The organism is Pseudomonas sp. SID14000 (assembly GCF_002165135.1).
GTDB lineage: Bacteria > Pseudomonadota > Gammaproteobacteria > Pseudomonadales > Pseudomonadaceae > Aquipseudomonas.
In genome coordinates this window covers 1-23,314 of sequence record NZ_NFZQ01000008.1, presented here as the reverse complement: position 1 = coordinate 23,314, position 23,314 = coordinate 1, and the positions used below count along the sequence as shown (strand labels likewise).

Sequence of the window (23,314 nt, the reverse complement as noted above, 5' to 3'; positions counted from 1 at the left end):
CCCTGTACACACCGGCTTGTCAGCCGCGCGCGCCCTGTGGCAGCTCGGCAACCAGGCGCAGCGAAGCGGTCAGCTCATCCAGCTGGTAGTGCGGGCGCAAGTAGGTCACGGCCTTGTACACACCTGGCTTGCCCGGCACTTCGAACACCTCGGCGCGGGCTTCGCGCAGCGGGAACTTGGCCTTGGCCTCCTGGCTGGCGGTATCGTCGAGCAGCACGTAGCTGGCCAGCCACTGGTTGAGGAAGCGCTCCACATCCATGCGCGAGGCGAAGCTGCCGATCTTGTCGCGCATGATCGCCTTCATGTAGTGGGCAATGCGCGAAGTGGCGAAGATGTACTGCAGCTGGGCCGACAGGCGCGCGTTGGCGTTGGCGATGTCGGTGTTGTACTGCTTCTGCTTCTGCGCCGACTGGGTGCCGAAGAACGCGGCATAGTCGGTGCCCTTGCAGTGCACCAGGGGGATGAAGCCCAGGTCTGATAGCTCTTTTTCGCGGCGGTCGGTAATGGCGATTTCGGTCGGGCACTTGAGGGCGATTTCGCCGTCGTCGGTCTTGAAGGTGTGGGTTGGCAGGCCTTCGACCAGGCCGCCACCTTCCACGCCGCGGATGGCCACGCACCAGCCGTAGCGGGCGAAGGCATCGGTAACGCGGGTGCCGAGGGCGTAGGCGGCGTTCATCCACAGGTACTTGTTGTGGTCGCGGCCATCGACGCTTTCGACGAAGTTGAATTCCTCCACCGGGCTGGTGTCCGGGCCATACGGCAGGCGACCGAGCACGTGCGGCAGGGTAAGGCCGACGTAGCGCGAGTCTTCCGAGGCGCGGAACGACTTCCACTTGGCGTATTCCACGGTGTCGAAGATCTTCGCCAGGTCACGCGGGCCGGACATCTCGGTGAACGAGTCCCAGCCGAACAGCTCGGGGGAGGCGGCCGATATGAACGGGGCATGGGCTGCTGCGGCGACGTGCGAGATCTCCTCCAGCAGGTACATGTCCTCGGGGTTGCGGTTGAATTCGTAGTCACCGATCAGCATGCCGAAAGGCGCGCCGCCGAAGGTGCCGTACTCTTCTTCGTAGACCTTCTTGAACAGCGCGCTCTGGTCGAATTCGCTGGCGGCTTTCAGGTCGCGTACCAGGTCTTTCTTCGAGGCATTGAGCAGGTGGATCTTCAGCGTGGTGCTGGTCTCGGTCTGGTCTACCTGGTATTTCAGGCCGCGCCAGGAGGCTTCCAGTTGCTGGAACTCACGGGCGTGCATGATTTCGTTCATCTGCTCGGAAAGCATCGCGTCGATCTCGGCGATACGCGAATCGAGCACGGCGATCAGGTCCTTGCTCGGGGTCATCTCGCCCTCGAGCACCTGGTTCACCAGTTCGCCAATCAGGTCGCGGGTGCGGTTGCGCTCGGTGTCGGAGCGGGCCACGCGGCTTTGCGAAATGATGCTGTCGAGCAGCGAGGGCTGTGGCGCGAAGTTTTCCACTTCGACCAGGTCGCCGGCCTGTTGCGGTGCGGTTTGCTTGTCGGTCATGTTCGGGCTCCTGCTCAGGCGCGATCGTCGCTGGACGGGTCTTTCACTTCGGCTTCACGGCCGAATTCCTTGCCCAGTGTCTTGAGCTTCTCGGTGTTCTGCAGCACGTCCATCAGCAGCTCTTCGAGCTTGTCGTTGCCGCCCATCTTGTTGCGCAGGTCGGCCAGCTTGTTGCGTACCTCCAGCAGCTTGCGCAGCGGCTCCACCTGCTTGACCACGTTCTGTGGCTCGAAGTCCTCGAGGCTGTTGAAGTTCAGCTCCACGCCCAGCTGGGTGCCGTTCTTGGCCAGGGTGTTGTCGACGCGGTAGGTCAGGCGCGGCTTGATGCCCCTGAGCACGCCGTTGAAGTTGTCACGGTCGATGTAGACGAACTTGCGGTCCTTGAGCTTGGGCAGCGGCTCCAGCGGGTTGCCGGAAAAGTCGCCCAGTACGCCGACGACGAAGGGCAGCTCCTTTTTCTCGATGGCATCGCCGATGTCCACGTCGTAGGTGATATGGACCCGAGGCGCGCGAACGCGGTCGAGTTTGTGCTGAGTGCTTTCCTTCTTCGCCATCGTGTTCTCCAGTGCGAGCAATTCGCTGCGAATCATTGCGCGGCCCGTTGCCGGGCGCTGCGCGTTACAGTCCTTCGATCGTCAGCAGCAGGCGCTGACGGATTTCGTCGTTCATTTCCAGGATGTTGTCGCGGCCCACCAGCTCTTCGAAGCTGGTGTTGCCGGCAATCTGCGTGCTGCTGCGGATGACCGAGTCGTCGGGCAGTTCCGAGCGCACCGGCGAGCTGATGACGCAGAACGGCAGGTCGCCAAAGCCCTTGAGGCGCTCGAAGCTGAGGCTGTAGCGCAGGCCCTCGAACAGCCGGCCAAGGCCAGGCGACTTGCTCAGGCAGTAGAACAGCACCAGGTAGTGCACCACGAAGCGGTACAGCTCGGCGCTGCTGCGGTTGGGGTCTTTGATGACAGTGCGAAACCGCGCCAGTTCAAAGGCGTGGAAGCCCACCACCCAGCGGGTCGGGCTGGTGATGCGGATGACCTGGCCGCTGTGTTCCAGGGCCTTGTCGTATTCCAGCGGGAACAGTTCGGGGGTGGTGCTGATCAGGTTGAGCGGTACTTCCAGTTCGGTGACCAACTGGAACGGCGCAGCCGAGCCGATACGTTCGTAGAGTTCGACCAGGGCCTGGAAGTGGCCCTGGGTTTCGCGCCCGCTGCTGCGCTGGGCACCTTGCAGGTATTCGCCAAACAGGACTTGCGGACGGATCAGTGGTGCCACGGTGGCGAGGTAATCCGCCGCCTGCGCCTTCAGCGCATCGGAGATCGCCCGCGTCTGGCTACGCAGCTTGATCAGTGCTTCGACATCGAATGTCTGTGTCATCGGTGCATCGTCCATGTGCCTGCTAGATCGTCCTGAAACGCCAATGGCGTGGACTTTGAATTGCGCCTTCTCGGCCCCGCAAACTGGGTGCTGGCACATGAATATCGTGTTGCCAGCAATGCCGAGTAGGGCACCTCGCTGCGGAAGAAGTTCCCGCGAGGGGGCGATTTTTTCCCCGCTTTGTGATGTGACGCAATGATGGCGTCGTGATATTGACTGGTGGTTTAGGGCGCGGGAAATGGGAGTTCAAGCCCTAAAACGTGGGTGTGCGAGGGGTATGAGCGTGAGAAAATTTCTTTGCAAAAGTTTTTTGCAAAAAGTGAATCCGGTCTCATTTTTTGCGCGGATCGTATTCTCCGGAGGTGTTGCCAAAGCACGTCTGGATGATGGCAGCGCGACGGAATGCGCCGCGCGCAAGGGTGTTATCAAGCGTGGTCCATCCGTTTGGATGGCCTATGCCGTACCTGCAGAGGCAACGGTCTGGTCAATAACCTTGCAAACGAGCATGATCACTATGGGAGCGGGCACGCCCGCGAAGCAGGCGACGCGGTGGATGGCCGCCTGCTCCGGTCGCTCAGGGGCAGGTCAGTGACATGGTCTGCGGTGGGCCTTTCCACCTCGCGCCAGGTGGATGAACTCGACGAGCTGGCTTGCGACAGCCATTGATGGCCACGCTACGTCGGCTAATGAAAAGTGACGGGTAGAGTCGAGTTCCATGATCACTACTGAACGTTTTTTTGGGGGCATTTGGGCGTTCTGGTTTTTGCTGCTGATGATTTCAGTGTTCATGCTGGGGGTGGCGCCAAAAATTGTCTTCGTGCCCATGGCAGTGGCGACAGTCATGACGTTCTGCTGGTGCGTGAAATGCGCTTACCGTTCGGAACGTTTCGCTGATTATGCGTCGTTGCGGCTATGTTTCAGCTTGAGTGTGGGGCCGTTGTTTGCCTTCATGCTCGCGATGGCAATCACCTACAAGAAGGTCAAGATGGGCGGGCTGCAAGCCGTGGCGCTCAGCTCGCTGCCACTCGTCCTGACCGCTGCTGCCTGTGCGCTGGCCTATCGGCGTAAAAGCAAGGCCAGTACTTGGGTGCTGCGCGGTGACCGTGTTGAAGTCTACGGGGTTGAAGAAAAAGTGAACCCTTGGCTACTGGGCGGGCTGAGTGCAGGGTTGAGTAGCGTGCTGTATCCGCTGATGAAGGCCTACAGCGAATCGGCGGCCTCACTGGTGTGCGCATTATCGCTTATTTCGCTATATCTGGTTTTTTATCATCGCAACAACCTCGCTGCCTTGAGGGCGTTGAAAGAACGCGAGCGAAGGGAGAAGCGCCACTACACATTCTCGGATATCGAATATGTTCGGGCGTTGCGTGAGGCTTCGTGGCTGGGACGACTATTTGCGACTAGAGCCAAGCAATAGTTCTATCGTCGTGCTAAATGCACTTCAGCGCTATTGGTTGCTTGATGATTTCTGTGTCAGGCATGACTATTTCGTAAGAGGCCGTGCGGGTGAGCGCGTCTTTGGCGGTAAACCAATCAAGGCTCACTGGGTAGTTAATCTTCAGCCCCTTTGCCGACTGATAGCTCAGCGGCCATCGACCTGTACGCAAACCTCCTCGCCGTCGATGATCCTGCATGGCCAGTTGTCGTTGATGTAGTGATCCGGCTTGAAGCACGCGCGCTCATCGTTGACCCAGAACAATTGCCAGGCAGAGCCCGATATCACCAGCTTAGGGCAGGGCGAGTAGCCTCTGCCAAGCAGCGCAAGGGTCGTCAGAACCATAACGGCAGGGACGACGTAGAGCAGCGTCTTCAGCGAAAGCCCGAACATCAGCGCCTGGAAGCGGTGCAGTCGTGTGCCTGCGGGCGGGTCGAATTTTTTCCCGGTCCAGGCACATATCGCACAACCAACCAGCAGAATTGCCACCGCCGGCGGTGCCATGAGCAGGCCGAACGCGAGGTAAGGTGTTTCCACGACAGGCGCGCCACGCAGTAATCTGCCGTACAGCGGGAACAGGTAGTTGATGTAGGCGTAGACCGAGAAGGCCGCGACCAACAGCATGGCGATGATCATGCCGACAGCCAGCAGTCTGATATTAAGGGGCGATGATACAGATGAAGTTTGTGAGTATCAATTTTTCATCTATAGAGCCCTGCTGTACTAGTGTTTCTCACTGCTGTCCATCAGCTTGCGTGCAAATAGCTCGATTGCCAACACGCTTGCAGGGTTGCTCGTCGCTGTTGTAAAAATCAGGTTTGAAGCAGTATCGCACATCATTGACCCAGTACACCTTCCAGGCCGACCCTGAAATCAGGAGTTTCTGGCACGGGGTGTACCCCTTCGACCACAGGCCAAAAGTCACGAGTAATGCCAGCGCCGGCGCAATATAGATCATTGACCAAAGTGTCAATTTGTATGAGTTATGTTGAAAGCGGAACATCCGGGAATGGGGGGGCGGGTCGAATTTTTTCGCGCGCCAGCAGGCATGCAGTGATGTAACAACTATGATTGGGGTGACCGTACACATGGCGATGAGCATAAACACCAGATAGGGCGTCACCACGATTGGGGCATTCGTTAAGAGCCTTCCGAACAAGGAGAGTAGATTGCTCCCAAGCCAATAAGCTGACAGAATGCCCAATATCGAAGTTGCTAGGCCAGTCGCGAGGGCCATGAGACGAAACAGGTGGGGAGAGCGCTCGTGGAGCTCATGAGGTTGAATAGTCATGGTTAAAACTTTGGAAAGTTGAACGTCGGGAGTGAGGGCATAGAGGGAAGTTCAGGCACAGTAGGCCATCCAGGCAGATTGAGGTCTCCTGGCTGAAGTTTTTGCAGTGCCCAGCGCTTGGCCTCGTTATAGAGAGTGTCTGCCACCTCGCTAGCAATATTGGTGATTTGTTTCTCTGCGTATTTTTGCAAGTCCTTGGTACTAATCTGCATGGCCTGCTGGCCCAAATATTCAATTTGGTCCACGGCATACCGAAGGCCCGCTTTAACCGAGTTTTTTATTCCATAGCGGACATCAAGCTCGTTAAGCCCAACGCCAACTGCGAATACAACGGCAGCCCCCAGGATGACGGGTGCGGCGGCGAAAGTGGCCATTGAGCCAATGGCCAGCCCGAAAGCATACCCGATCGCCGAAGCTATACCGGCTTTGATCAGCTCAACGCCAATACCGCCAAACAGGTCGCTCATCACATGCTCGTCGGCAAATACCCATTCTGCGACTTCGATGGCTACCGCCACATAACACGAAAGCTTGAAGCCTTTGATCGACGAACCGCGCACACCGTATTTGCCGATGCCCATGCTGACCAGCTTGGCGTTCTGGATGCCATAACGGGGAGCATTTAGCGTCTTGCGCAGGCCTGGGTAGCCGGTGAGGATCACGTACTGCTTGCCGTTGCGTATGGTGTAGCGCACCTTTGTGCCCAGCCCGTTCATGTCGCGAATGAAACCGGCAGTATTTTTCATGTCCCATGCGGCCATGGCCGTGGGCACGCCCCAGGTCGTATTGACGAAGGTGTGGGGCAGGCCGTTGTAGGTGGATTTCACGCTCTGCCAGGTGCCGGTCAGCATGTCGCCCTGGGTGCGTGTGCACACTTGTGGAGCCTGCGTTGCACCGTGAGTTCTCTGGGCGAACTGCGCTTGTGCCTGAAAGTCCTCGATCGACATGATCACCATCTCCCGGTGATTCTGGTCCATCTCCCGGTCCAGTTGGCTGAGTTGGTTTTCACTCACGCTCATGGCGATTCTTCTCCCTGAAATTCGCAGTGTATTGCCTCTCGGCTGAGCGCAAGGAGCGTACACCCCCGATGACCGACTGATCAAACCGATGGACACAATACGATGCAATTAACCAAAAAACCGCCTGCTGCTCTACAGCCCGCGATACTGCTTCCCGTAGAAGTATTTTTGACGTCAGCTTGATGGCATCTGGCGTATCGCTATCATTTGACAGCCTCTTTTAAGCGCGTTTTCATTGCAAGATTTCCAGCTTGATGCAGGATGCATTGACATGATTACGGACGCCCTCGAATCGATCCTCACGCAGCATCAACGTCTGTTTACCTTCGACTCGCCGCTGCCGCCCGAACAAGAACTGCAACTGCTGAGCTTCAGCGGCCGCGAGGGGATTTCGGAGCTGTTCAGTTTCCAGGTGCAGCTTATCTCTCAGGATGCGCGCATCGAGCTCAAGAAGCTCATCGGCAAGAAAGTGACGGTAGGGATCGCCCTGGCTGATGGCAGCACACGCTACATCAGCGCGCACGTGTCGGACTTCGTCCATGCTGGTGCCGACGGCGGCATTGCCAATTACACTGCCGAACTCGTGCCGTGGATATGGATCCTCAGCCGTCGCCGCGATTCGCGGATATTCCAGGACAAGACCACCGAGCAGATCGTCAAGGACGTCTTTGCGTACTACCTGACCCTGGCCGATTACGAGTTTCGTCTGAGCCAACCGCTCAAACCGATCAGCTACTGCACCCAGTACCAGGAGTCGGACCTGAACTTCGTGTTGCGCCTGCTCGAGCAAGAAGGGCTGTTTTTCACCTTCGAGCACTCCCAGGAAGGCCATCGCATGATCATCAGCGATGACAGCAGCATGCTTCCGCAGCTGGAGCGCCAACCGCTGATTCGTTACCACAGTGCTTCAGTCACCGAAACCGCAGACTCGATCACCAAATGGTCTTCGGCGCGGCGGATGCAACCAACGCGCCTGGCCTTGAAATCGTTCGACTACAAGCAACCGGGCAACCCACACCTGGTGCAGTTGAATTCCGTCAACCAGCAGGGCGAGGTCGGCCAGTATGAAGTCTTCGAATACGAAGGTCTCTACGGCTACGCCGATGCCGATGAAGGCGTGCGCAAGGCGCGGCGTCGGCTGGAGGCGATGGAAGTGGACGGCAAGACCTTCCATGGCGAGAGCAACTGTCGCGTCATGGAGCCTGGCTACTACTTTGAATTGAGTCAGCATTACGATCACGACAATGACGCCCCGGATGACCGACAGTTTCTGCTGCTTTCGGTTACCCACTGGGGGCAGAACAACTACACCAACGACGGTGAGGCGGGCTACCGCAACAGCTTCAGCTGCATTCGCCGGAAAATTCCGTTCCGCCCTGCATTGAACACGCCTAGGGCGGGCATCAGCGGGCCGCAGACTGCCATCATCGTCGGCCCCCCCGGCGAAGAGATCTACACCGATGAACTGGGCCGGGTGAAGTTACAGTTCCACTGGGACCGCAACGGCGAGTTCAACGACCAGAGCTCCTGCTGGGTACGCGTCGCCCAATCTGGTGCCAGCGGTGGCTTCGGCAGCATCCAGATCCCACGCGTGGGCGACGAAGTGGTGGTGGTGTTCCTCGATGGCAACCCCGACCGCCCGCTGATCATGGGCAGCCTGTACAACAGCACCAACACCCCGCCATGGTCGCTGCCGGCGAACAAGACCCAGAGTGGCTTCCTGACCCGGTCGATGAAGGGCGACGGCGGTACCGCCAACTTCTTCCGCTTCGAGGACAAGGCTGGCGCCGAGCAGATCATCATGCATGCCGAGCGCAACATGGATACCGAGATCGAGCTGGATGAAACCCATGATGTGGGGAACAACCGGACGATTACGGTAGGTGGGGCGCACACGGAAATTATCAAGAAAGATACGGTGGTGAACGTCAAGGAGGGGGCTTACACCTTGCAGGTGGATAACAAGTTCATCCAGGTGAGCGCCAAAGAGAGCATCCTGCTGCAAGTCGGCACTAGCAAGATAACCCTCAAACCGGATGGCATCACCATCGAAGCAGACAGCATCGACATTCTGGGCAAGAACACCTTTGTCAAAGGTGACCGGGTCGACATCAACGAGTAGGGCGTAGCGTGATGATCAGGGGAAATATCTACGACAGGCTCTCGCAGAGGCGAGAGGCCGCTGAGGCGCTTGCCCGGCAACAGGCCGAGGAAGCACGCATTGCAGGGCAAGCTACGCTAGAGGTTGCGCCGCCGCCGCAACTACCAATGGATGCAGAGCAGAACGCACTGCGTATTGCCGGCTTGAATTTGTTGATGCCTCAAGGTTTCGCTTTTCGTGATATCGAGACAACGCTGGAGTTTGCCGGTTGCAATGTACAATTCAGCGCTCGCCGCCGCCCTGCCCCTGAGGGTCTTGAAATTAATAATGCGGTCGAGTTGTTTATTAAAAAACTGCGCGAGCGCCATGCAGAATTGACCCTGGTGCGTCAAGCGGAAGCCTTGTTGGCTGGCCACCCGGCAATCAGCCTCGACTACCAGTTCAACGCAGGCCAGGAGCGCCGTCACGGCCGTGCCGTGTGCATGATTATCGCTTCGGCAGACGGCAACAAACGGCAATGGCTGAATGTGTCTACGGTAATCAACCCGGACCAATCGCAACTGGCCGATTGGCTGATCGCATTCGACGCCATGCTGGCCGGAGTGACCGCTCAGTAAGGCTCATATCCTTTTCACGTTTTCATGGAACACTCAGACAATGGACTATCAGCTGCAGGAAGGATCTATCAAGTTGCCGGAAGGCTTCCAGGATCGCACGGTCAACATGTTTATCCTGGGGGACAGTATCCCAGCTCCGCTGAACATTACGCTCTCGCGTGACAACCTGATGCCTGGCGAGGACCTCAAAGCCTATATCGAGCGACAGGTGAAGTTGATCGCATCCAAATTGCGCGGCTACACCATCCTCGGCAAGAAGCCAGCCAGCCTGTCTTCCAGCCAGCCCCAGGCAGGTATTCAGGTCGATGGCTACTACCTCAAGGATGGCAGGCCGGTCTATCAACGGCAGGCGGCTTTCGAGGTCGCGCCTGGGCGCATTCTGGTTTTCTCCACGACCAGTCAGGCCGACTTCAATGGCAAGCAGAACGACAGTTGGCTTGGGCTGTTGAACAGCTTCGAACCACGCCAACCAAGCTCCCCAGAAAACACCACGCAGGGTTGAACCTATGTTCGAGGCTGCGCGGCTGCACGACGAGATTGAACACACCAGTGCCCTGGCAGGTTTTCTTGCTGGCGCAGTGATTGGCCTGGCAATCGCTACGGCTGCTGCCTTCACTATCTGCACCGCCGGCCTCGGCGGCTTCTTGCTGGGGGCATTGATCGGCATTGGTGCCGGCATGCTGCCGATGTTGGGGGAGAAGATAGGCTCGATGTTCAGTTCGCCCGCTGGACAGATAGAGCTACCCGGTTGTTCGACAGACGTATTCATCAACAATCGCAATGCGGCCCACGCCACTTTGAGTACCGCCAAATGTGACAAGCATCCGGCGCCGGTACTGGTTGCAGAAGGCTCCACCAACGTATTCATCAATGGCGTTGCAGCGGCCCGCAAAGGTGACAAGCTGACATGTGGCGCAAAGATTTCGGGCGGTTCGAACAACGTCTACATCGGTGGCGGTACTCAGCGGTACTTGCCTGTCGACGATGAGGTTCCGGAATGGCTGCGCGTCACGGTCGATGTGTTGATGATCGTTGCCTCGATGGGGCGGTCGGTACTGGCGGTCGGTCGCCTGGGGCTTCAGGCCGGCCTCAAGGCCGCTGGCCCGTGTGCACTTCAGACTGGCGCTACCATTGCAGCAAGCTACCTCGCCGGGCGCTTCATCATCGGCCCGGCTGTAGGGCGGGCGATCGAAGGCTTTACCGGTAACCCGGTGGACATGACCACCGGCCGCAAGCTGCTGGTCAATGAAACAGACTTTGTACTGCCTGGCCTGATGCCAATCGAGTGGTCGCGTTTTTATGCCAGCGACCTTACCGCCGAAAGTGCTCTGGGCCAGGGCTGGATACTGCCTTGGGAGCAAAGCCTGCGTCGTAGTGGTGGGTTCGTCTATCTGACTGACAACCAGGGCCGCAGCGTCCCATTCGTCGATCTGGAGCCTGGCGAAAGTATCTACAACCCCAACGAGCGAATCTACCTCGTGCGTACCGAGGGCGGCCACTACCTTCTGCAGACACTCGACAACCAGTTCTTCTACTTTGGTGACGTGCCGGACGGCAATACCCATGTGCCTTTGCAGCGTTTGGAAAATGCGCTGGGCCATTACCTGCACTTTACCTACAGTGCCGACGGACGGCTTACGGACATCACTGCGCCAGGAGCAGTGCGTGTTCACCTTCACTATGACAACCCGCTCGGGCGTTTGACGGACGTCAAGCGCGTGGTCGATGACACCGCTGTCGAAACGCTGGTGCGTTACCGCTATGACGATAATGGTCAGCTCACTGAAGTGATCAACCGCAATGGCGATTCTGTTCGTCATTTCAGCTACGCAGATCACCTAATGACCCGGCACAGCAATGCCTTGGGCCTGATCTGCGAGTACCGTTGGGAATCCCAGAATGGGAAGCCGCGTGTGGTCGAGCACTGGACAAGCGACGGCGAGCATTATCACTTCCGTTACGATCCTGCCAAACGCACCAGTTGGGCAACCGACGTGCTGGGCCGTGAACTGGAGATCCAGTACAATGAGGACAACCGCGTCATCGCCAGCCGCGACTTCGGTGGTGAGCGCTACGGTATGGATTTCGACGCCACCGGGAATCTGATCGGCATCGATCTTCCCGATGGCAATCACTTGGCGCTCAAGTACGACGAATTCTCTCGGCTGATCGAGGAAACCGACCCACTGGGCCGCAAGATCAGCTACAAGTATCACCTCGCCACGCCACTGGTCACCGAAACCCGCTTCCCCGACGGCAGCGTCTGGCAGTCTCGTTACGACGACAAAGGCAACCTGATCACCGAGATCGACCCGCTGGGCCACAAGACCCAGTACTTCAACAGTGACGACGGCCTACCGCACACGATCATCGATGCCAACTTCAAGTCCAAGTATCTGTGGTGGAATGCCTATGCCCAGATCGAACGTTTCCAGGACTGCTCCGGCAAAAGCACTTACTACCGTTATGACGAGCGTCAGCACCTCATTGCAGTGACCGATGCACTGAACCAGACCACCACGCTGGAACGTAAACCGGATGGCGAAGTGCTACGCATCGACCACCCGGACGGCACTGCGGAGACCTTTACCTACAATACCCTCGGCCAGGTGTTGACCCACACCGATGGCAAAGGCCAGACCACACGCCTGCAACGCACTTCACGTGGTCTGCCGAGCAGCCGTCAGGATGCCAAGGGCGAGTGGGTTCGCTATGAATACGACAAGGCGCTGCGTCTGACTGCACTGGTCAACGAGAACAGCGCGGCGTACCGCTTCGCCTACGACGCATCGGACCGCTTGAGCGAAGAAGTGCGGGTCGACAATTTGACCCGACGCTTCAGCTACGACGCTGGCGGGCATCTGGTCCGGCTGGACGAAATCGGCTACGGCGAAAGCGGAGAGCGCCCCGAACGCAGCACGCTGTTCGAGCGCGACGCTATTGGCCGTTTACTGGCCAAGGTCAACCGCGATGCGCGGCAAGACTTCGCCTACGACGATGCTGACCGCTTGCTGAGCATTCAGCGCCAGCCAACTGCTACTGGCAAACAGCTGGGCATCACCGATGAAAAGCTCTGTTACAGCTATGACCTGCTGGGGCGACTGACACAGGAACTGAGCCCGAGCGGTGCGCTGGACTACGAGTATGATGCTCTCAGCAACCTGACCACGCTGACCCTGCCGGATGGCCGCAAGCTCAACCACCTGTATTACGGCAGCGGCCACCTGCATCAGCTGAACCTGGATGGCCAGGTGATCAGCGACATGGAGCGTGATGACCTGCACCGCGAGGTGTACCGCACCCAGGGCAAGCTCACCAGTTGCTTCGGTTATGACGCGATGGGACGCAAGGCCTGGCAGTTTGCCTCGAACTTGCCGGCCGACAAGCTCTCGCAGGTGCACAACACAGGTATCAATACCTCATTGCTGGTGGAGCATGCGTACAACCCGATCCACCGTCGCTATCAGTACGACCCGGCAGGTGAATTGGTGCGCACGCTGGACAAGCTGCGTGGCGAGATCAAGTACGAGTACGAAGCCAACGGCCAATTGCGCAGCCGTGATACCGGCTCGCTTGTGGGCAGCGAGGAGTTTCGCTACGACGCAGCAGCCAACCGGCTGGATTTCAATGCGCGGCAGTTTGCCAAGGTCAAGGACAACCGGATCAAACAGTGGCGGGATCAGGAGTACCGCTACGATCCGTGGGGCAACCTGATCGAGAAGCGCTCGGGGCACAGCAAGCTGCAGAGCTTTAGCTATGACTGCGAGAACCGGCTGGTGCGGGCGGAGACGCTGGTCAATGGCAAGCTGGAGAGTACCGGGCACTACCGTTGCGACAGCCTGGGGCGGCGAATAGCCAAGCAGGCGGAAATCAACGGCGAAGTCGAGCAGAAGCGCTTCCTCTGGCAGGGCTTGCGGATGCTGCGGGAGGAGACGCCGGGGCAGAGCATCCTGTACCTGTACGAGCCGGGCAGCTATGCGCCGTTGGCGCGGGTCGATCAGGCGGAAGGGGAGGAGCAGAAGCTTTATTACTTCCATACGGACCAGATTGGTACGCCGCTGGAGCTGACGGACAGTGATGGCAAGATCGTTTGGCAGGCGACGTATCGATCATGGGGTGCGATAGATAGTCTGCCGGTCAAGAATGTCGAGCAAAACCTACGGTTCCAAGGTCAGTATTTTGATGGTGAGACGGGGCTGCACTACAATACTTTCAGATACTACGATCCAGAGGTCGGGCGATTTGTAAGCCAAGATCCGATTGGTTTACTTGGTGGTTTTAATTTCTACCAGTACGCTAACAACCCCATTGTTTGGACTGATGCATGGGGGCTATGTGCTGGTAAAGATTGGGGGGCTTACTATGCTCGTCAAACGGGGACTCGCCCTCCTGCTACAATGGAGCGACCGCATGCTCACCATATCGTTTTCAAGGGAGACTTCGCGCGCTCCCCAGGCATGCAAAGAGCACTCGAACGTAGTAGGGCCGTGCTGGACAAGTACAAAATTGATCCTGTGCATGATACATCTGCGATGATGTGGGCGGAGAACCAAGGACACACAATTGCGAATGCAAAATTAGTTGCTAGTAAGCTTGAAGCTGCAGACAGAGCTATTATGGCGCAAGATTTACCCTTCAATAAGGCGGTTTCAGCAATGAAGGGTGAGTTACAAAAAATCGGCTTTGAAGTATTCGGTGGGTAATAAGGGGTTGATAATGAATTGGAATGGGTTTGAGGCGGAAGTTTTTAAGCTTGTAGTACAGGCGCTCGAAGCTTTGCAAGCTGAACATTCAGACGAAAGGTTTTATGCTTTTTCGTTATATACCGATAGTAGTGCCATGACTATCGCCTTCGCCGCTAACTCTCACGAGGCGCTGGAGCGTAAACTCTTGGAGGAAGATGAGGAGGATCGGGACGATTCTCGTCAGTATTACACATGGGCGACTTCAGAGTGGAAGTATGAGGCTTGGCGCGGCGAGTTATTCAAGAGCGCCTGTAAAGCGCTAAGGGAAGATGTGGAGCGTTCTAATATTGCGGATTTCAGGAAAAAACTTTATGCAGCAATGACGAATGTTCTGCGTGCTTTGCGGCAAAGTGATTGTTTTAAGTCATTTGCTGTGCAAGAGCCAGTTTTATTTGTCACCGTTACAGATGATGAGACGGCTGAGCATGTTGAAAACGAAACGGCTAGAGTGATTAACTCCCAGTCGACATATGAAAGCTTTGTGAATAGATTTGAGGTTTAAATGTAGGTTCTTATGTGAGGAGTTTATTGAATTTGATTGTGTGAGCTGATCTTTTTCAGAAATCCCGGTTGTATGTATCTCAACTGGGTTTTCGATAACTGATCTACGTTGAATTATTGATAATCTTATGCCATTGGCCGGCTGATGGCCAAGGTCAACCGCGATGCCCGACAGGATTTCGAATACGACGATGCCGATCGGCTGCTGTGCATTCAACGCCAGCCGAGCAGTGCGGGCAAGCAGTTGGGCATCACCGAAGAGACATTGAGCTACAGCTACGACCTGCTCGGACGACTGACGCAGGAGCTGACCCCCGGGGGGCGCACTAGACTATGAATACGACCCGCTCAGCAACCTGACCACATTGACCCTGCCGGATGGTCGCAAGGTCAACCACCTGTACTACGGCAGTGGGCATCTGCACCAACTGAACCTGGACGGTCAGGTGATCAGCGACATGGAGCGTGACGACCTACACCGTGAGGTGTACCGGACCCAGGGCAAGCTCACCAGCTGCTTTGGCTATGACGCGATGGGGCGCAAGGCCTGGCAGTTTGCCTCGAACTTGCCGGCCGACAAGCTCTCGCAGGTGCACAACACCGGTATCAATACCTCGTTGCTGGTGGAGCATGCGTATAACCCGATTCACCGCCGTTACCAGTACGACCCGGCAGGTGAACTGGTGCGCACGCTGGACAAGCTGCGGGGTGAGATCAAATACGAGTACGAAGCCAACGGGCAGTTGCGCAGCCGCGATACCGGCTCGCTGGTGGGCAGCGAGGAGTTCCGCTACGACGCGGCGGCCAACCGGCTGGACTTCAATGCGCGGCAGTTCGACAAGGTCAAGGACAACCGGATCAAACAGTGGCGGGATCAGGAGTACCGCTACGATCCGTGGGGCAACCTGATCGAGAAGCGCTCGGGGCACAGCAAGCTGCAGAGCTTTAGCTATGACTGCGAGAACCGGCTGGTGCGGGCGGAGACATTGGTCAACGGAAAGCTGGAGAGTACCGGGCACTACCGTTACGACAGCCTGGGGCGGCGAATAGCCAAGCAGGCGGAGATCAACGGCGAAGTCGAACAGAAGCGCTTCCTCTGGCAAGGGTTGAGGATGTTGCGAGAGAAGACGCCGGGGCAGAGCATCCTGTACCTGTATGAGCCGGGCAGCTATGCGGCGTTGGCGCGGGTTGATCAGGTGGAAGGGGAGGAGCAGAAGGTCTACTACTTCCATACGGATCAGATCGGTACGCCGCTGGAGTTGACGGACAGTGATGGGAAGATCGTTTGGCAGGCGACGTATCGATCGTGGGGTTCGATAGAGCAACTGACTGTCGATGAGGTCGAACAAAATCTGCGCTTTCAGGGGCAATATTTCGATTCTGAAACAGGGCTTCACTACAATACGTTCCGTTTCTACGACGCTGAGGTAGGACGGTTTCTGTCGCAAGATCCGATAGGGCTTGCAGGTGGAATTAATATTTACTTGTACGCTGCAAACCCTACCTTGGAAATTGATCCGCTGGGATGGTGTTCTACTAAGCTAGGTCAAAATATGGGACATAGAACAGGTGATGGGATGGCTAATCACCATCTCATACCTGAGCAATTGATGAATAAGCCTATATTTGGGTCTATGTTTAAGCGTTTAAAGGGTTTGGGTTTTGATGGTGATGGTGCATCAAACGGAATTTTTTTGCCGGACAAGAAAAACGTTCAGTATATAGATTTGCCTGGGCATTGGACAAGTCATGATGCGTATACGACTGCAGTAGGTAAAAAGTTACTTGAGCTTAACAAGCTGGCTCCTCAATTGAGTGATACACAACTAATTTTGGGTATAAAAAATATTCAGGATTGGGCAAGATCGGGTCTTCAGAATGGTCTATTTAAAATCGATCCTGTTTCGGGTAGGTTGTTGTGAGGTGTTATGAAAGAGTTTTATATGATTAATGCTGATGAATATCATGGGGTTCCGCTTTTTTTTGATATTGAATGGACGCCTAAGCTGCCGGAATTTAATCAGGTTTTAGAGAGTCCCAGTAGAGATATGTTTGCAGATGCATATCAAGCTAAAATTGATCTGGATGTATTTTATGGCGATGCTTTCTTTGAACAATACATCGTGTCTTTAGATTTTGTGAATTTTTGTGAGTTGTATAATTGCAAATATTTTAGTGTGCCTTTGGCGATTGAGTTGCGCAAAGGGCGTGAGGTAAGTAAGGGTTATAGTCTGTTCTTTGTCCAGAGCAGATGTTCAATTCTAGATGTGGACAAATCCAAATTAGTTCTCATGGATGAGGGGCTGTTAAGGCCTGAGAGCGAGCGCCAAGGCATGCCTGTGGTTTATGATAGGATCGAGAAGTTCGTTATAAGGGGGGGTATTGAAGAGGATCTTTTTTATTGTGAGGAGATAAAGCAAATGGTCTGCTCTTCAGAATTCAAGCGCGGTTACTTGGAGAGAAATCTTGCAGGGCTAGAGTTCACGAAAATTGATGGCGATTTCATTTATGCCCCTTGGGGCTGATTCTTGGTTGGGTTGTATTTTGCTTCTTGCGGTTTTTAGTGCTTGGCCAAAAAACAATTCAATAGCATAAGGTTCTTTAACATTCCGGTTTGTGATGGCTGCCTGCTGTGCCTCAGTCGTCTCATTTCCAACTGATCGAACTGGGCAATCACAAGCAGCCGTCAGGATGCCAAGGGCGAGTGGGTTCGCTATGAATACGACAAGGCGCTGCGCCTGACGGCGCTTGTCAACGAGAACAACGCCACGTACAGCTTTGCCTACGACGCCTCGGACCGGCTGACTGAAGAAGTGCGGGTGGATAACCTGACCCGGCGTTTCAGCTACAACGTCGGTGGCCATCTGACCCGACTGGATGAGATTGGCTACGGTGAAAACGCCGAACGCCCGGAACGTCATACGCTGTTCGAGCGCGATGCCATTGGCCGGCTGGTCGCCAAGATCAACCGCGATGCGAGCCAGACCTTCGCGTACGACGACGGCGACCGGTTGCTGAGCATCGAGCGGCAGCCGACCGGGATCGGCAAGCAGCTAGGGATCACGGAAGAGAAGCTGGAGTACACCTACGATCTGCTGGGGCGGCTGACCAAAGAAGTCACCCCTGACGGCACGCTCGGCTACGAGTACGACCCGCTCGGCAACCTGACCACCCTGAGCCTGCCAGACGGTCGCAAGGTCAACCACCTGTACTACGGCAGTGGCCACCTGCACCAGCTGAACCTGGATGGCCAGGTTATCAGTGATATGGAGCGCGATGACCTGCACCGCGAGGTGTACCGGACCCAGGGCAAGCTCACCAGCTGCTTCGGTTATGACGCCATGGGGCGCAAGGCCTGGCAGTTTGCCTCGAACTTGCCGGCCGACAAGCTCTCGCAGGTGCACAACACCGGTATCAATACCTCGTTGCTGGTGGAGCATGCGTATAACCCGATTCACCGTCGCTATCAGTACGACCCGGCGGGTGAACTGGTGCGCACGCTCGACAGGCTGCGTGGCGAGATCAAGTACGAGTACGAAGCTAACGGCCAGTTGCGCAGCCGCGATACCGGCTCACTGGTGGGTAGCGAGGAATTCCGCTACGACGCGGCGGCCAACCGTCTGGACTTCAACGCGCGGCAGTTCGACAAGGTCAAGGACAACCGGATCAAACAGTGGCGGGATCAGGAGTACCGCTACGATCCGTGGGGCAACCTGATCGAGAAGCGCTCGGGGCATAGCAAGCTGCAGAACTTTAGCTATGACTGCGAGAACCGGCTGGTACGGGCTGAAACGTTGGTCAATGGCAAGCTGGAGAGCCGAGGCGAGTATCGCTACGACAGCCTGGGGCGGCGGGTGGCCAAGCAGGCGGAGATCAACGGCGAAGTCGAACAGAAGCGCTTCCTCTGGCAAGGGCTGAGAATGCTGCGGGAGGAGACGCCGGGGCAGAGCATCCTGTACCTGTATGAGCCGGGCAGCTATGTGCCGTTGGCGCGGGTCGATCAGGCGGAAGGGGAAGAGCAGAAGGTCTATTACTTCCATACTGACCAGATTGGCACGCCGTTGGAGCTGACGGACAGCAATGGCAAGATGGTTTGGCAGGCGACGTATCGCTCGTGGGGGGCGGTTGAGCATCTAACCGTTAATGAGGTCAAGCAGAATCTTCGTTTCCAAGGCCAATACTTTGATGACGAAACTGGACTTCATTACAACACATTTAGATTCTTTGACTGTGAGATCGGGCGATTCCTCTCGCAGGATCCAATAGGACTGGCAGGCGGAATAAATATCTACTCGTACACTATTAATCCTGTTCAGGAAATTGACCCGCTGGGATGGTGTTCGACGAAACTGGGTAATAATATGGGGGCGAGGAAAGGAGATGGAATGGCGAACCATCATCTTATTCCAGAGGAGGTTCTCAGTAATCCACAATATGCTAGGATGTTTGACAGGCTTAAGTCTATGGGTTTCAATGGGGACGGGGCATCGAATGGGATCTTTTTGCCTGGTAGCAAAAATCTAACTCAGCGTATAGATCTTCCTGGTCATTGGTCAAACCATGGGCAGTATACCGCAGCGATTGAGTCTAAAGTTTCTAGATTGAATGATTTCTTTGAGGCCGGAGTTCTGTCCGATACTCAGTTGGCTCTAGGCATTGGGAAGATACAAAATTTTGCCAGAGAAGGGCTTGAAGCTAATAAGTTCGTTGTGGATGCGGTTACGGGGCGATTGCTATGAGTCTGAATGAAAAAAAATATTATGTAATGCACTATGACTCGTCAGATGACGGATGTCCAATTAGTTTGGCTGGCTTCTTTAATTGCGAAAGGTTTGAGTGGTCTCCGTACGAACTAGATCCTGAAAGGCTGGAGATAAGAAATAAATATCGCCTTAGCCTTTCAGGATTGGAAATGGACGTCGATTCATTGGATTTCGATTTCTATCATGTCGGTGCGACGTATGTTTCACGCAAGTTTTTAGATGTTTGCGACTTGTTTGGTTCCAAGTATAGAGCCATTCCGCTTGAGATCTCGCTTGGCGATAAAATTAGAAAGGACGATTTTTTTATATTTCTTCCCGGGGAAAGTTTGCCGGCTCTCGATAAGTATTGCTCCGTATATGAATTGGCGAAGGATCTAGAGACGGGGGAAGTTGTCAACAGTCCATTGTTCCCGGGCGAGGTGAGTGTTAGCAGGATTGATTCATTTGTAATTTCCGCTGGTGTTAAAAGTGATGTTTTTCGCTGTCAGGAAACGCTGCAGCTGTTTTGTAGTGACCGATTTAAAGCAGCAGCGACCCTTCTTAAAGGGATCTCATTTGCTCCGGTGGATGAAACCTATAGGTATGATCCTTGGGCGGAATTTGATGACCTTTAGTAAGGTTGAGGGATAAGTAGGCTCCGATTGCTTACGGATTCCGGTGCTCAGCGACATGGAATGTGACGACCTGCACCGTGAGGTCTACCGCACCTAGGGCAAGCTCACCAGCTGCTTCGGTTATGACGCGATGGAGCGCAAGGCCTGGCAGTTTGCCTCGAATTTGCCGGCCGACAAGCTCTCGCAGGTGCACAACACCGGTATCAATACCTCGTTGCTGGTGGAGCATGCCTACAACCCGATTCACCGCCGTTACCAGTACGACCCGGCGGGTGAACTGGTGCGCACGCTGGACAAACTGCGTGGCGAGATCAAGTACGAGTACGAAGCCAACGGGCAGTTGCGCAGCCGCGATACCGGTTCACTGGCGGACATGGGAAAAACTACCCACCCTGACCTCTCGAAATAATTCTGCCATGAACAATTTGCCAAGCAGTAATCGAGGGGAGGTTGTAGGTCTGAAACATCCGTATAGTGCATCTGATATGAAAGCTATACTGGACGATTTTATTTCGGGTATATAGGTGCTTTATGTGCTTGGCAATGGCTTTATATGGTACTGAAAATATTTCGCCTGAGTTGGCTTTGAAGCTGGGAATGGCATATTTCTCATTTGTTAATTTGCCGATCACGGGCGCTGCGTACTACGAGTACCTTTCTGATGGTGACCACCTTGGTGATCATGACTTAGTCGAGGTGTCGCTGGGAGATCTAGCTGAAAAAATTGCTGCCGGCTCCGTGTCTTCTTTCAGGCTTTACAATGAGAGTAATGGTGTAGTTCCGTGGTATGCGTCTTATGGTTATAATACCGACAGCTTCTCAAATTTTCCTCATATAGATGCTCAATCAAGCAGTGAGCGATCCTCGTTTGATTCCTATGTCGATTTTCTCAAGGAGATTGTTCGGGAGTCGCCTGAGTCTTCGTTCTATGGTATTGCTTACCAGTGCGCGAGTGTAAGCAAGGGTTTTAATTATGCCGCGGGAGAGAATTTTATCTCGATTTATCCGTTTGAGAACTCCGGGGTATTCAAAAAAGAGGTGCCTGGTCGACATGGTGGTCAGGAGAGATATAAGGGGGGGCTTCTTCGCATGGTTTATGAAGTCAATCTTCTCAATGCTTCTCATCTCGAGCTGGATGTGTCAGGAGTGAAATTGGGGGACTGGATTCTTCAAGATCGAAATAACGGTGTGCTAGAGAGAGTTTCCGAATCGATATTTGTCTGGGTGGTTCAGGCGGAGAGCCTTAATGCCATTAATGAGAAGTTTGGGAAATTAGGTTTGTTATTGTCTTGGAAAGCAACTGCTACGAAGGCGTCGACAAAAAAGATTCCTTAATTTGCCATCTGTATAACAGGACTGGGACAACTTGCTGGCCAGCTTCACCCCACGAGCCCCGTCCGTAACCAGCGCCGAGCCTGGCGAACAGGAGTAACCCCTCATGTTCGAAGCGGCCAGGTTCGGCGACGAGATATCGCATACCAGCGCGCTGGGGGGCTTCCTGATCGGGGCCGCCCTGGGCATTGCGCTGGTGGCCACGGTGGCCATCGCCACCTTCACCTGCGGGTTCGGCGTGGCCTTGCTGGCCGGCCTCGCAGCCGGTATCGGGGGCAGCTTGCTGACCGCCGCCGGAGAGGCGATAGGCAGTATGTTCTCGTCCCCCTCAGGGACGATAACCACTGCCTCACCCAACGTGTTCATCAACAGCCGCAAGGCCGCTCGCGTCGAAAAAAGCATCGGTGCCTGCGACAAGCACCCGGGGCCGGTGCAGATTGCCGAAGGCTCGACCAACGTCTTCATCAACAGCGTCGCGGCTGCTCGCAAGGGCGACAAGCTGACCTGCGGCGCGACCATTTCCGGTGGCTCGGACAACGTCATCATCGGCGGTGGCACCTACCGTTACCTGCCCGTGGACGATGAAGTGCCAGAGTGGCTGCGCACCACCGTGGATGTGCTGATGGCTATCGCCGGTGCCGCAGGCGGTATCGCCCAGCTGATCAAGGCGGGTACCCAGGCCGGCATGAAAGCCGTCATGCCTTGCGCCCTGAAGTTCACCGCCGGCTTCGTCGCCGGCGAGGTGGCCAGCCGCTACGTGGTCGAACCCGTCGCCCGCAGGGCCATCGGCGGCCTGGTCGGCAACCCGGTCGACCTCACCACCGGCCGCAAACTGATCCCCGATGAAATCGACTTCAGCCTGCCTGGCCTGATGCCGATCGAGTGGTCGCGCTTCTACGCCAGCGACCTGACTGTCGACAGCATGCTCGGCCGCGGCTGGGTACTGCCCTGGGAGCAGAGCCTGCGCCGGCAGGGCTCGTTCATCTACCTTACCGACAACCAGGGCCGCGAAGTGCCGTTCGTGACCCTGCAGCCGGGCCAGCGCATCTACAACCCGCACGAACAGGTGTACCTGGTGTGCACCGAGGGCGGCCACTACATCCTGCAAACCCTCGACAACCTGTTCTTCTACTTCGGCGAAGTGCCGGACACCAACAGCGAAGTGCCGCTGCAACGCATCGAAAACGCCCTCGGTCACTTCCTGCATTTCACCCGTACGCCAGACGGCACGCTGACCGACATCAGCGCCACCGGCGGCACCCGCGTGCACCTGCACTACGACAACCCGCTCGGTCGCCTGACCGACATCAAGCGCGTGGTGAACAACCAGGCGGTGGAAACGCTCACCCAGTACCGCTACGACGAACACGGCCAGCTGAGTGCGGTGATCAACCGCAACGGCGACACCGTGCGCAGCTTCAGCTACGCCGAAGGACTGATGGTGACCCACAGCAACGCGCTGGGCCTGGGCTGCCACTACCGTTGGGAAACCCTCGGCGACAAGCCGCGCGTGGTCGAGCACTGGACCAGCGATGGCGAGCACTACCACTTCCGCTACGACCTCGACGCCCGCACCAGCTGGGCCACCGACGTGCTCGGTCGCGAGCTGGAAGTGCAGTACAACGCCGACCACCGCGTACTCGCCAGCCGTGACTACGGTGGCGAACGCTACGCCATCGAGCTGGACGAGCAGGGTAACATGGTTGGCCTGAGCTTGGCGGACGGCAACCGGCTCGCCTTCAAGTACGATGAATACGCCCGCCTGCTGGAAGAAACCGACCCGCTGGGCCGCAAGACCACCTACGAATATCACCACCTGACCACGCTGGTGACCCAGGTCAGCTATCCGGACGGCAGCACCTGGCGAGCGCGCTACGACGACAAGGGCAACCTGCTCGCCGAATTCGATGCCCTCGGCCAGATGACCGAGTACCTGAACAGCGATGACGGCCTGCCGCATACCATCATCGATGCAACTTACAAGTCCAAGTACCTGTGGTGGAACA

19 protein-coding genes and 2 pseudogenes are annotated in these 23,314 nt (G+C 56.1%); 15 read left to right on the top strand and 6 right to left on the bottom strand.

Annotated elements, in window-relative coordinates:
* Positions 1-19 precede the first annotated feature (19 nt).
* From tssC to CAY82_RS13420, 3 genes are all read right to left on the bottom strand, one after another.
* Positions 20-1,522 (bottom strand): type VI secretion system contractile sheath large subunit, encoded by a 1,503-nt coding sequence (tssC, locus tag CAY82_RS13430; protein WP_087501633.1) that lies wholly within the window; start codon positions 1,520-1,522, stop codon positions 20-22.
* 14 nt (positions 1,523-1,536) lie between these two features.
* Positions 1,537-2,076: a type VI secretion system contractile sheath small subunit gene (gene tssB / locus CAY82_RS13425; protein ID WP_087501848.1), complete on the bottom strand. Its 540-nt coding sequence runs from the start codon at positions 2,074-2,076 to the stop codon at positions 1,537-1,539.
* Between the two features lie 64 nt (positions 2,077-2,140).
* The gene (locus CAY82_RS13420) at positions 2,141-2,890 is read right to left on the bottom strand and encodes a hypothetical protein (RefSeq protein ID WP_087501847.1); all 750 of its coding nucleotides are present in this window, start codon (positions 2,888-2,890) and stop codon (positions 2,141-2,143) included.
* A gap of 283 nt (positions 2,891-3,173) precedes the next feature.
* On the opposite strand from CAY82_RS13420, the gene CAY82_RS26100 reads away from it, so the two are divergent.
* Both CAY82_RS26100 and CAY82_RS13415 read left to right on the top strand, forming a co-directional pair.
* Positions 3,174-3,482: a hypothetical protein gene (locus CAY82_RS26100; RefSeq protein WP_170931076.1), complete on the top strand. Its 309-nt coding sequence runs from the start codon at positions 3,174-3,176 to the stop codon at positions 3,480-3,482.
* A 123-nt stretch (positions 3,483-3,605) separates the two neighbouring features.
* On the top strand, positions 3,606-4,307 hold the full coding sequence (locus CAY82_RS13415; RefSeq protein WP_087501632.1) for a hypothetical protein: 702 nt from the start codon (positions 3,606-3,608) through the stop codon (positions 4,305-4,307).
* Between the two features lie 165 nt (positions 4,308-4,472).
* Here CAY82_RS13415 and CAY82_RS13410 read toward each other — a convergent pair whose 3' ends face one another.
* From CAY82_RS13410 to CAY82_RS13400, 3 genes are all read right to left on the bottom strand, one after another.
* The gene (locus tag CAY82_RS13410) at positions 4,473-4,961 is read right to left on the bottom strand and encodes a hypothetical protein (RefSeq protein WP_256576269.1); all 489 of its coding nucleotides are present in this window, start codon (positions 4,959-4,961) and stop codon (positions 4,473-4,475) included.
* Positions 4,962-5,058: 97 nt separating this feature from the next.
* Positions 5,059-5,616, bottom strand: coding sequence for a hypothetical protein (locus CAY82_RS13405; protein ID WP_087501630.1), 558 nt, complete (start codon positions 5,614-5,616; stop codon positions 5,059-5,061).
* A gap of 2 nt (positions 5,617-5,618) precedes the next feature.
* Positions 5,619-6,635 (bottom strand): hypothetical protein, encoded by a 1,017-nt coding sequence (locus tag CAY82_RS13400; protein ID WP_087501629.1) that lies wholly within the window; start codon positions 6,633-6,635, stop codon positions 5,619-5,621.
* Between the two features lie 271 nt (positions 6,636-6,906).
* Here CAY82_RS13400 and tssI point away from each other — a divergent pair, with 271 nt between their 5' ends.
* The 13 genes and pseudogenes from tssI to CAY82_RS13335 form a co-directional block, all read left to right on the top strand.
* Positions 6,907-8,757 (top strand): type VI secretion system tip protein TssI/VgrG, encoded by a 1,851-nt coding sequence (tssI, locus tag CAY82_RS13395; protein ID WP_087501628.1) that lies wholly within the window; start codon positions 6,907-6,909, stop codon positions 8,755-8,757.
* Between the two features lie 11 nt (positions 8,758-8,768).
* Complete coding sequence (locus CAY82_RS13390) at positions 8,769-9,353, top strand: hypothetical protein (RefSeq protein ID WP_170931075.1); 585 nt, start codon at positions 8,769-8,771, stop codon at positions 9,351-9,353.
* A gap of 40 nt (positions 9,354-9,393) precedes the next feature.
* Positions 9,394-9,855 (top strand): DcrB-related protein, encoded by a 462-nt coding sequence (locus CAY82_RS13385; protein WP_087501626.1) that lies wholly within the window; start codon positions 9,394-9,396, stop codon positions 9,853-9,855.
* A gap of 4 nt (positions 9,856-9,859) precedes the next feature.
* Positions 9,860-14,056, top strand: coding sequence for an RHS repeat-associated core domain-containing protein (locus CAY82_RS13380; RefSeq protein ID WP_087501625.1), 4,197 nt, complete (start codon positions 9,860-9,862; stop codon positions 14,054-14,056).
* A 13-nt stretch (positions 14,057-14,069) separates the two neighbouring features.
* On the top strand, positions 14,070-14,600 hold the full coding sequence (locus tag CAY82_RS13375; RefSeq protein ID WP_087501624.1) for a DUF4303 domain-containing protein: 531 nt from the start codon (positions 14,070-14,072) through the stop codon (positions 14,598-14,600).
* 129 nt (positions 14,601-14,729) lie between these two features.
* Positions 14,730-16,350, top strand: a pseudogene (locus tag CAY82_RS27075) (RHS repeat-associated core domain-containing protein); the annotation flags it as partial.
* A 192-nt stretch (positions 16,351-16,542) separates the two neighbouring features.
* The gene (locus CAY82_RS13360; RefSeq protein ID WP_087501622.1) at positions 16,543-17,124 is read left to right on the top strand and encodes a hypothetical protein; all 582 of its coding nucleotides are present in this window, start codon (positions 16,543-16,545) and stop codon (positions 17,122-17,124) included.
* Positions 17,125-17,277: 153 nt separating this feature from the next.
* Positions 17,278-18,933: pseudogene (locus tag CAY82_RS13355) on the top strand (RHS repeat-associated core domain-containing protein); the annotation flags it as partial.
* 27 nt (positions 18,934-18,960) lie between these two features.
* Positions 18,961-19,338: an AHH domain-containing protein gene (locus CAY82_RS27270; protein WP_368681556.1), complete on the top strand. Its 378-nt coding sequence runs from the start codon at positions 18,961-18,963 to the stop codon at positions 19,336-19,338.
* Positions 19,335-19,976: a hypothetical protein gene (locus tag CAY82_RS13350; RefSeq protein ID WP_170931074.1), complete on the top strand. Its 642-nt coding sequence runs from the start codon at positions 19,335-19,337 to the stop codon at positions 19,974-19,976. Before CAY82_RS27270 ends, CAY82_RS13350 begins: the two co-directional genes overlap by 4 nt.
* 130 nt (positions 19,977-20,106) lie before the next feature.
* A complete protein-coding gene (locus CAY82_RS13345) occupies positions 20,107-20,385 on the top strand; it encodes a hypothetical protein (RefSeq protein WP_087501620.1) in 279 nt (92 codons plus the stop codon).
* Positions 20,386-20,507: 122 nt separating this feature from the next.
* Positions 20,508-21,311 (top strand): hypothetical protein, encoded by an 804-nt coding sequence (locus CAY82_RS13340; RefSeq protein ID WP_087501619.1) that lies wholly within the window; start codon positions 20,508-20,510, stop codon positions 21,309-21,311.
* Positions 21,312-21,414: 103 nt separating this feature from the next.
* The coding region (locus CAY82_RS13335; protein WP_170931073.1) for a DUF6531 domain-containing protein at positions 21,415-23,314 on the top strand (1,900 nt) is incomplete at its 3' end.

Bases quoted from the DNA above. Each gene is read 5' to 3' on its own strand.
- tssC (WP_087501633.1), bottom strand. From the start codon at position 1,522: ATGACCGACAAGCAAACCGCACCGCAACAGGCCGGCGACCTGGTCGAA.
- tssB (WP_087501848.1), bottom strand. From the start codon at position 2,076: ATGGCGAAGAAGGAAAGCACTCAGCACAAACTCGACCGCGTTCGCGCG.
- CAY82_RS13420 (WP_087501847.1), bottom strand. From the start codon at position 2,890: ATGACACAGACATTCGATGTCGAAGCACTGATCAAGCTGCGTAGCCAG.
- CAY82_RS13415 (WP_087501632.1), top strand. From the start codon at position 3,606: ATGATCACTACTGAACGTTTTTTTGGGGGCATTTGGGCGTTCTGGTTT.
- CAY82_RS13410 (WP_256576269.1), bottom strand. From the start codon at position 4,961: ATGATCATCGCCATGCTGTTGGTCGCGGCCTTCTCGGTCTACGCCTAC.
- CAY82_RS13405 (WP_087501630.1), bottom strand. From the start codon at position 5,616: ATGACTATTCAACCTCATGAGCTCCACGAGCGCTCTCCCCACCTGTTT.
- CAY82_RS13400 (WP_087501629.1), bottom strand. From the start codon at position 6,635: ATGAGCGTGAGTGAAAACCAACTCAGCCAACTGGACCGGGAGATGGAC.
- tssI (WP_087501628.1), top strand. From the start codon at position 6,907: ATGATTACGGACGCCCTCGAATCGATCCTCACGCAGCATCAACGTCTG.
- CAY82_RS13390 (WP_170931075.1), top strand. From the start codon at position 8,769: ATGATCAGGGGAAATATCTACGACAGGCTCTCGCAGAGGCGAGAGGCC.
- CAY82_RS13385 (WP_087501626.1), top strand. From the start codon at position 9,394: ATGGACTATCAGCTGCAGGAAGGATCTATCAAGTTGCCGGAAGGCTTC.
- CAY82_RS13380 (WP_087501625.1), top strand. From the start codon at position 9,860: ATGTTCGAGGCTGCGCGGCTGCACGACGAGATTGAACACACCAGTGCC.
- CAY82_RS13375 (WP_087501624.1), top strand. From the start codon at position 14,070: ATGAATTGGAATGGGTTTGAGGCGGAAGTTTTTAAGCTTGTAGTACAG.
- CAY82_RS13360 (WP_087501622.1), top strand. From the start codon at position 16,543: ATGATTAATGCTGATGAATATCATGGGGTTCCGCTTTTTTTTGATATT.
- CAY82_RS27270 (WP_368681556.1), top strand. From the start codon at position 18,961: ATGGGGGCGAGGAAAGGAGATGGAATGGCGAACCATCATCTTATTCCA.
- CAY82_RS13350 (WP_170931074.1), top strand. From the start codon at position 19,335: ATGAGTCTGAATGAAAAAAAATATTATGTAATGCACTATGACTCGTCA.
- CAY82_RS13345 (WP_087501620.1), top strand. From the start codon at position 20,107: ATGGAGCGCAAGGCCTGGCAGTTTGCCTCGAATTTGCCGGCCGACAAG.
- CAY82_RS13340 (WP_087501619.1), top strand. From the start codon at position 20,508: ATGTGCTTGGCAATGGCTTTATATGGTACTGAAAATATTTCGCCTGAG.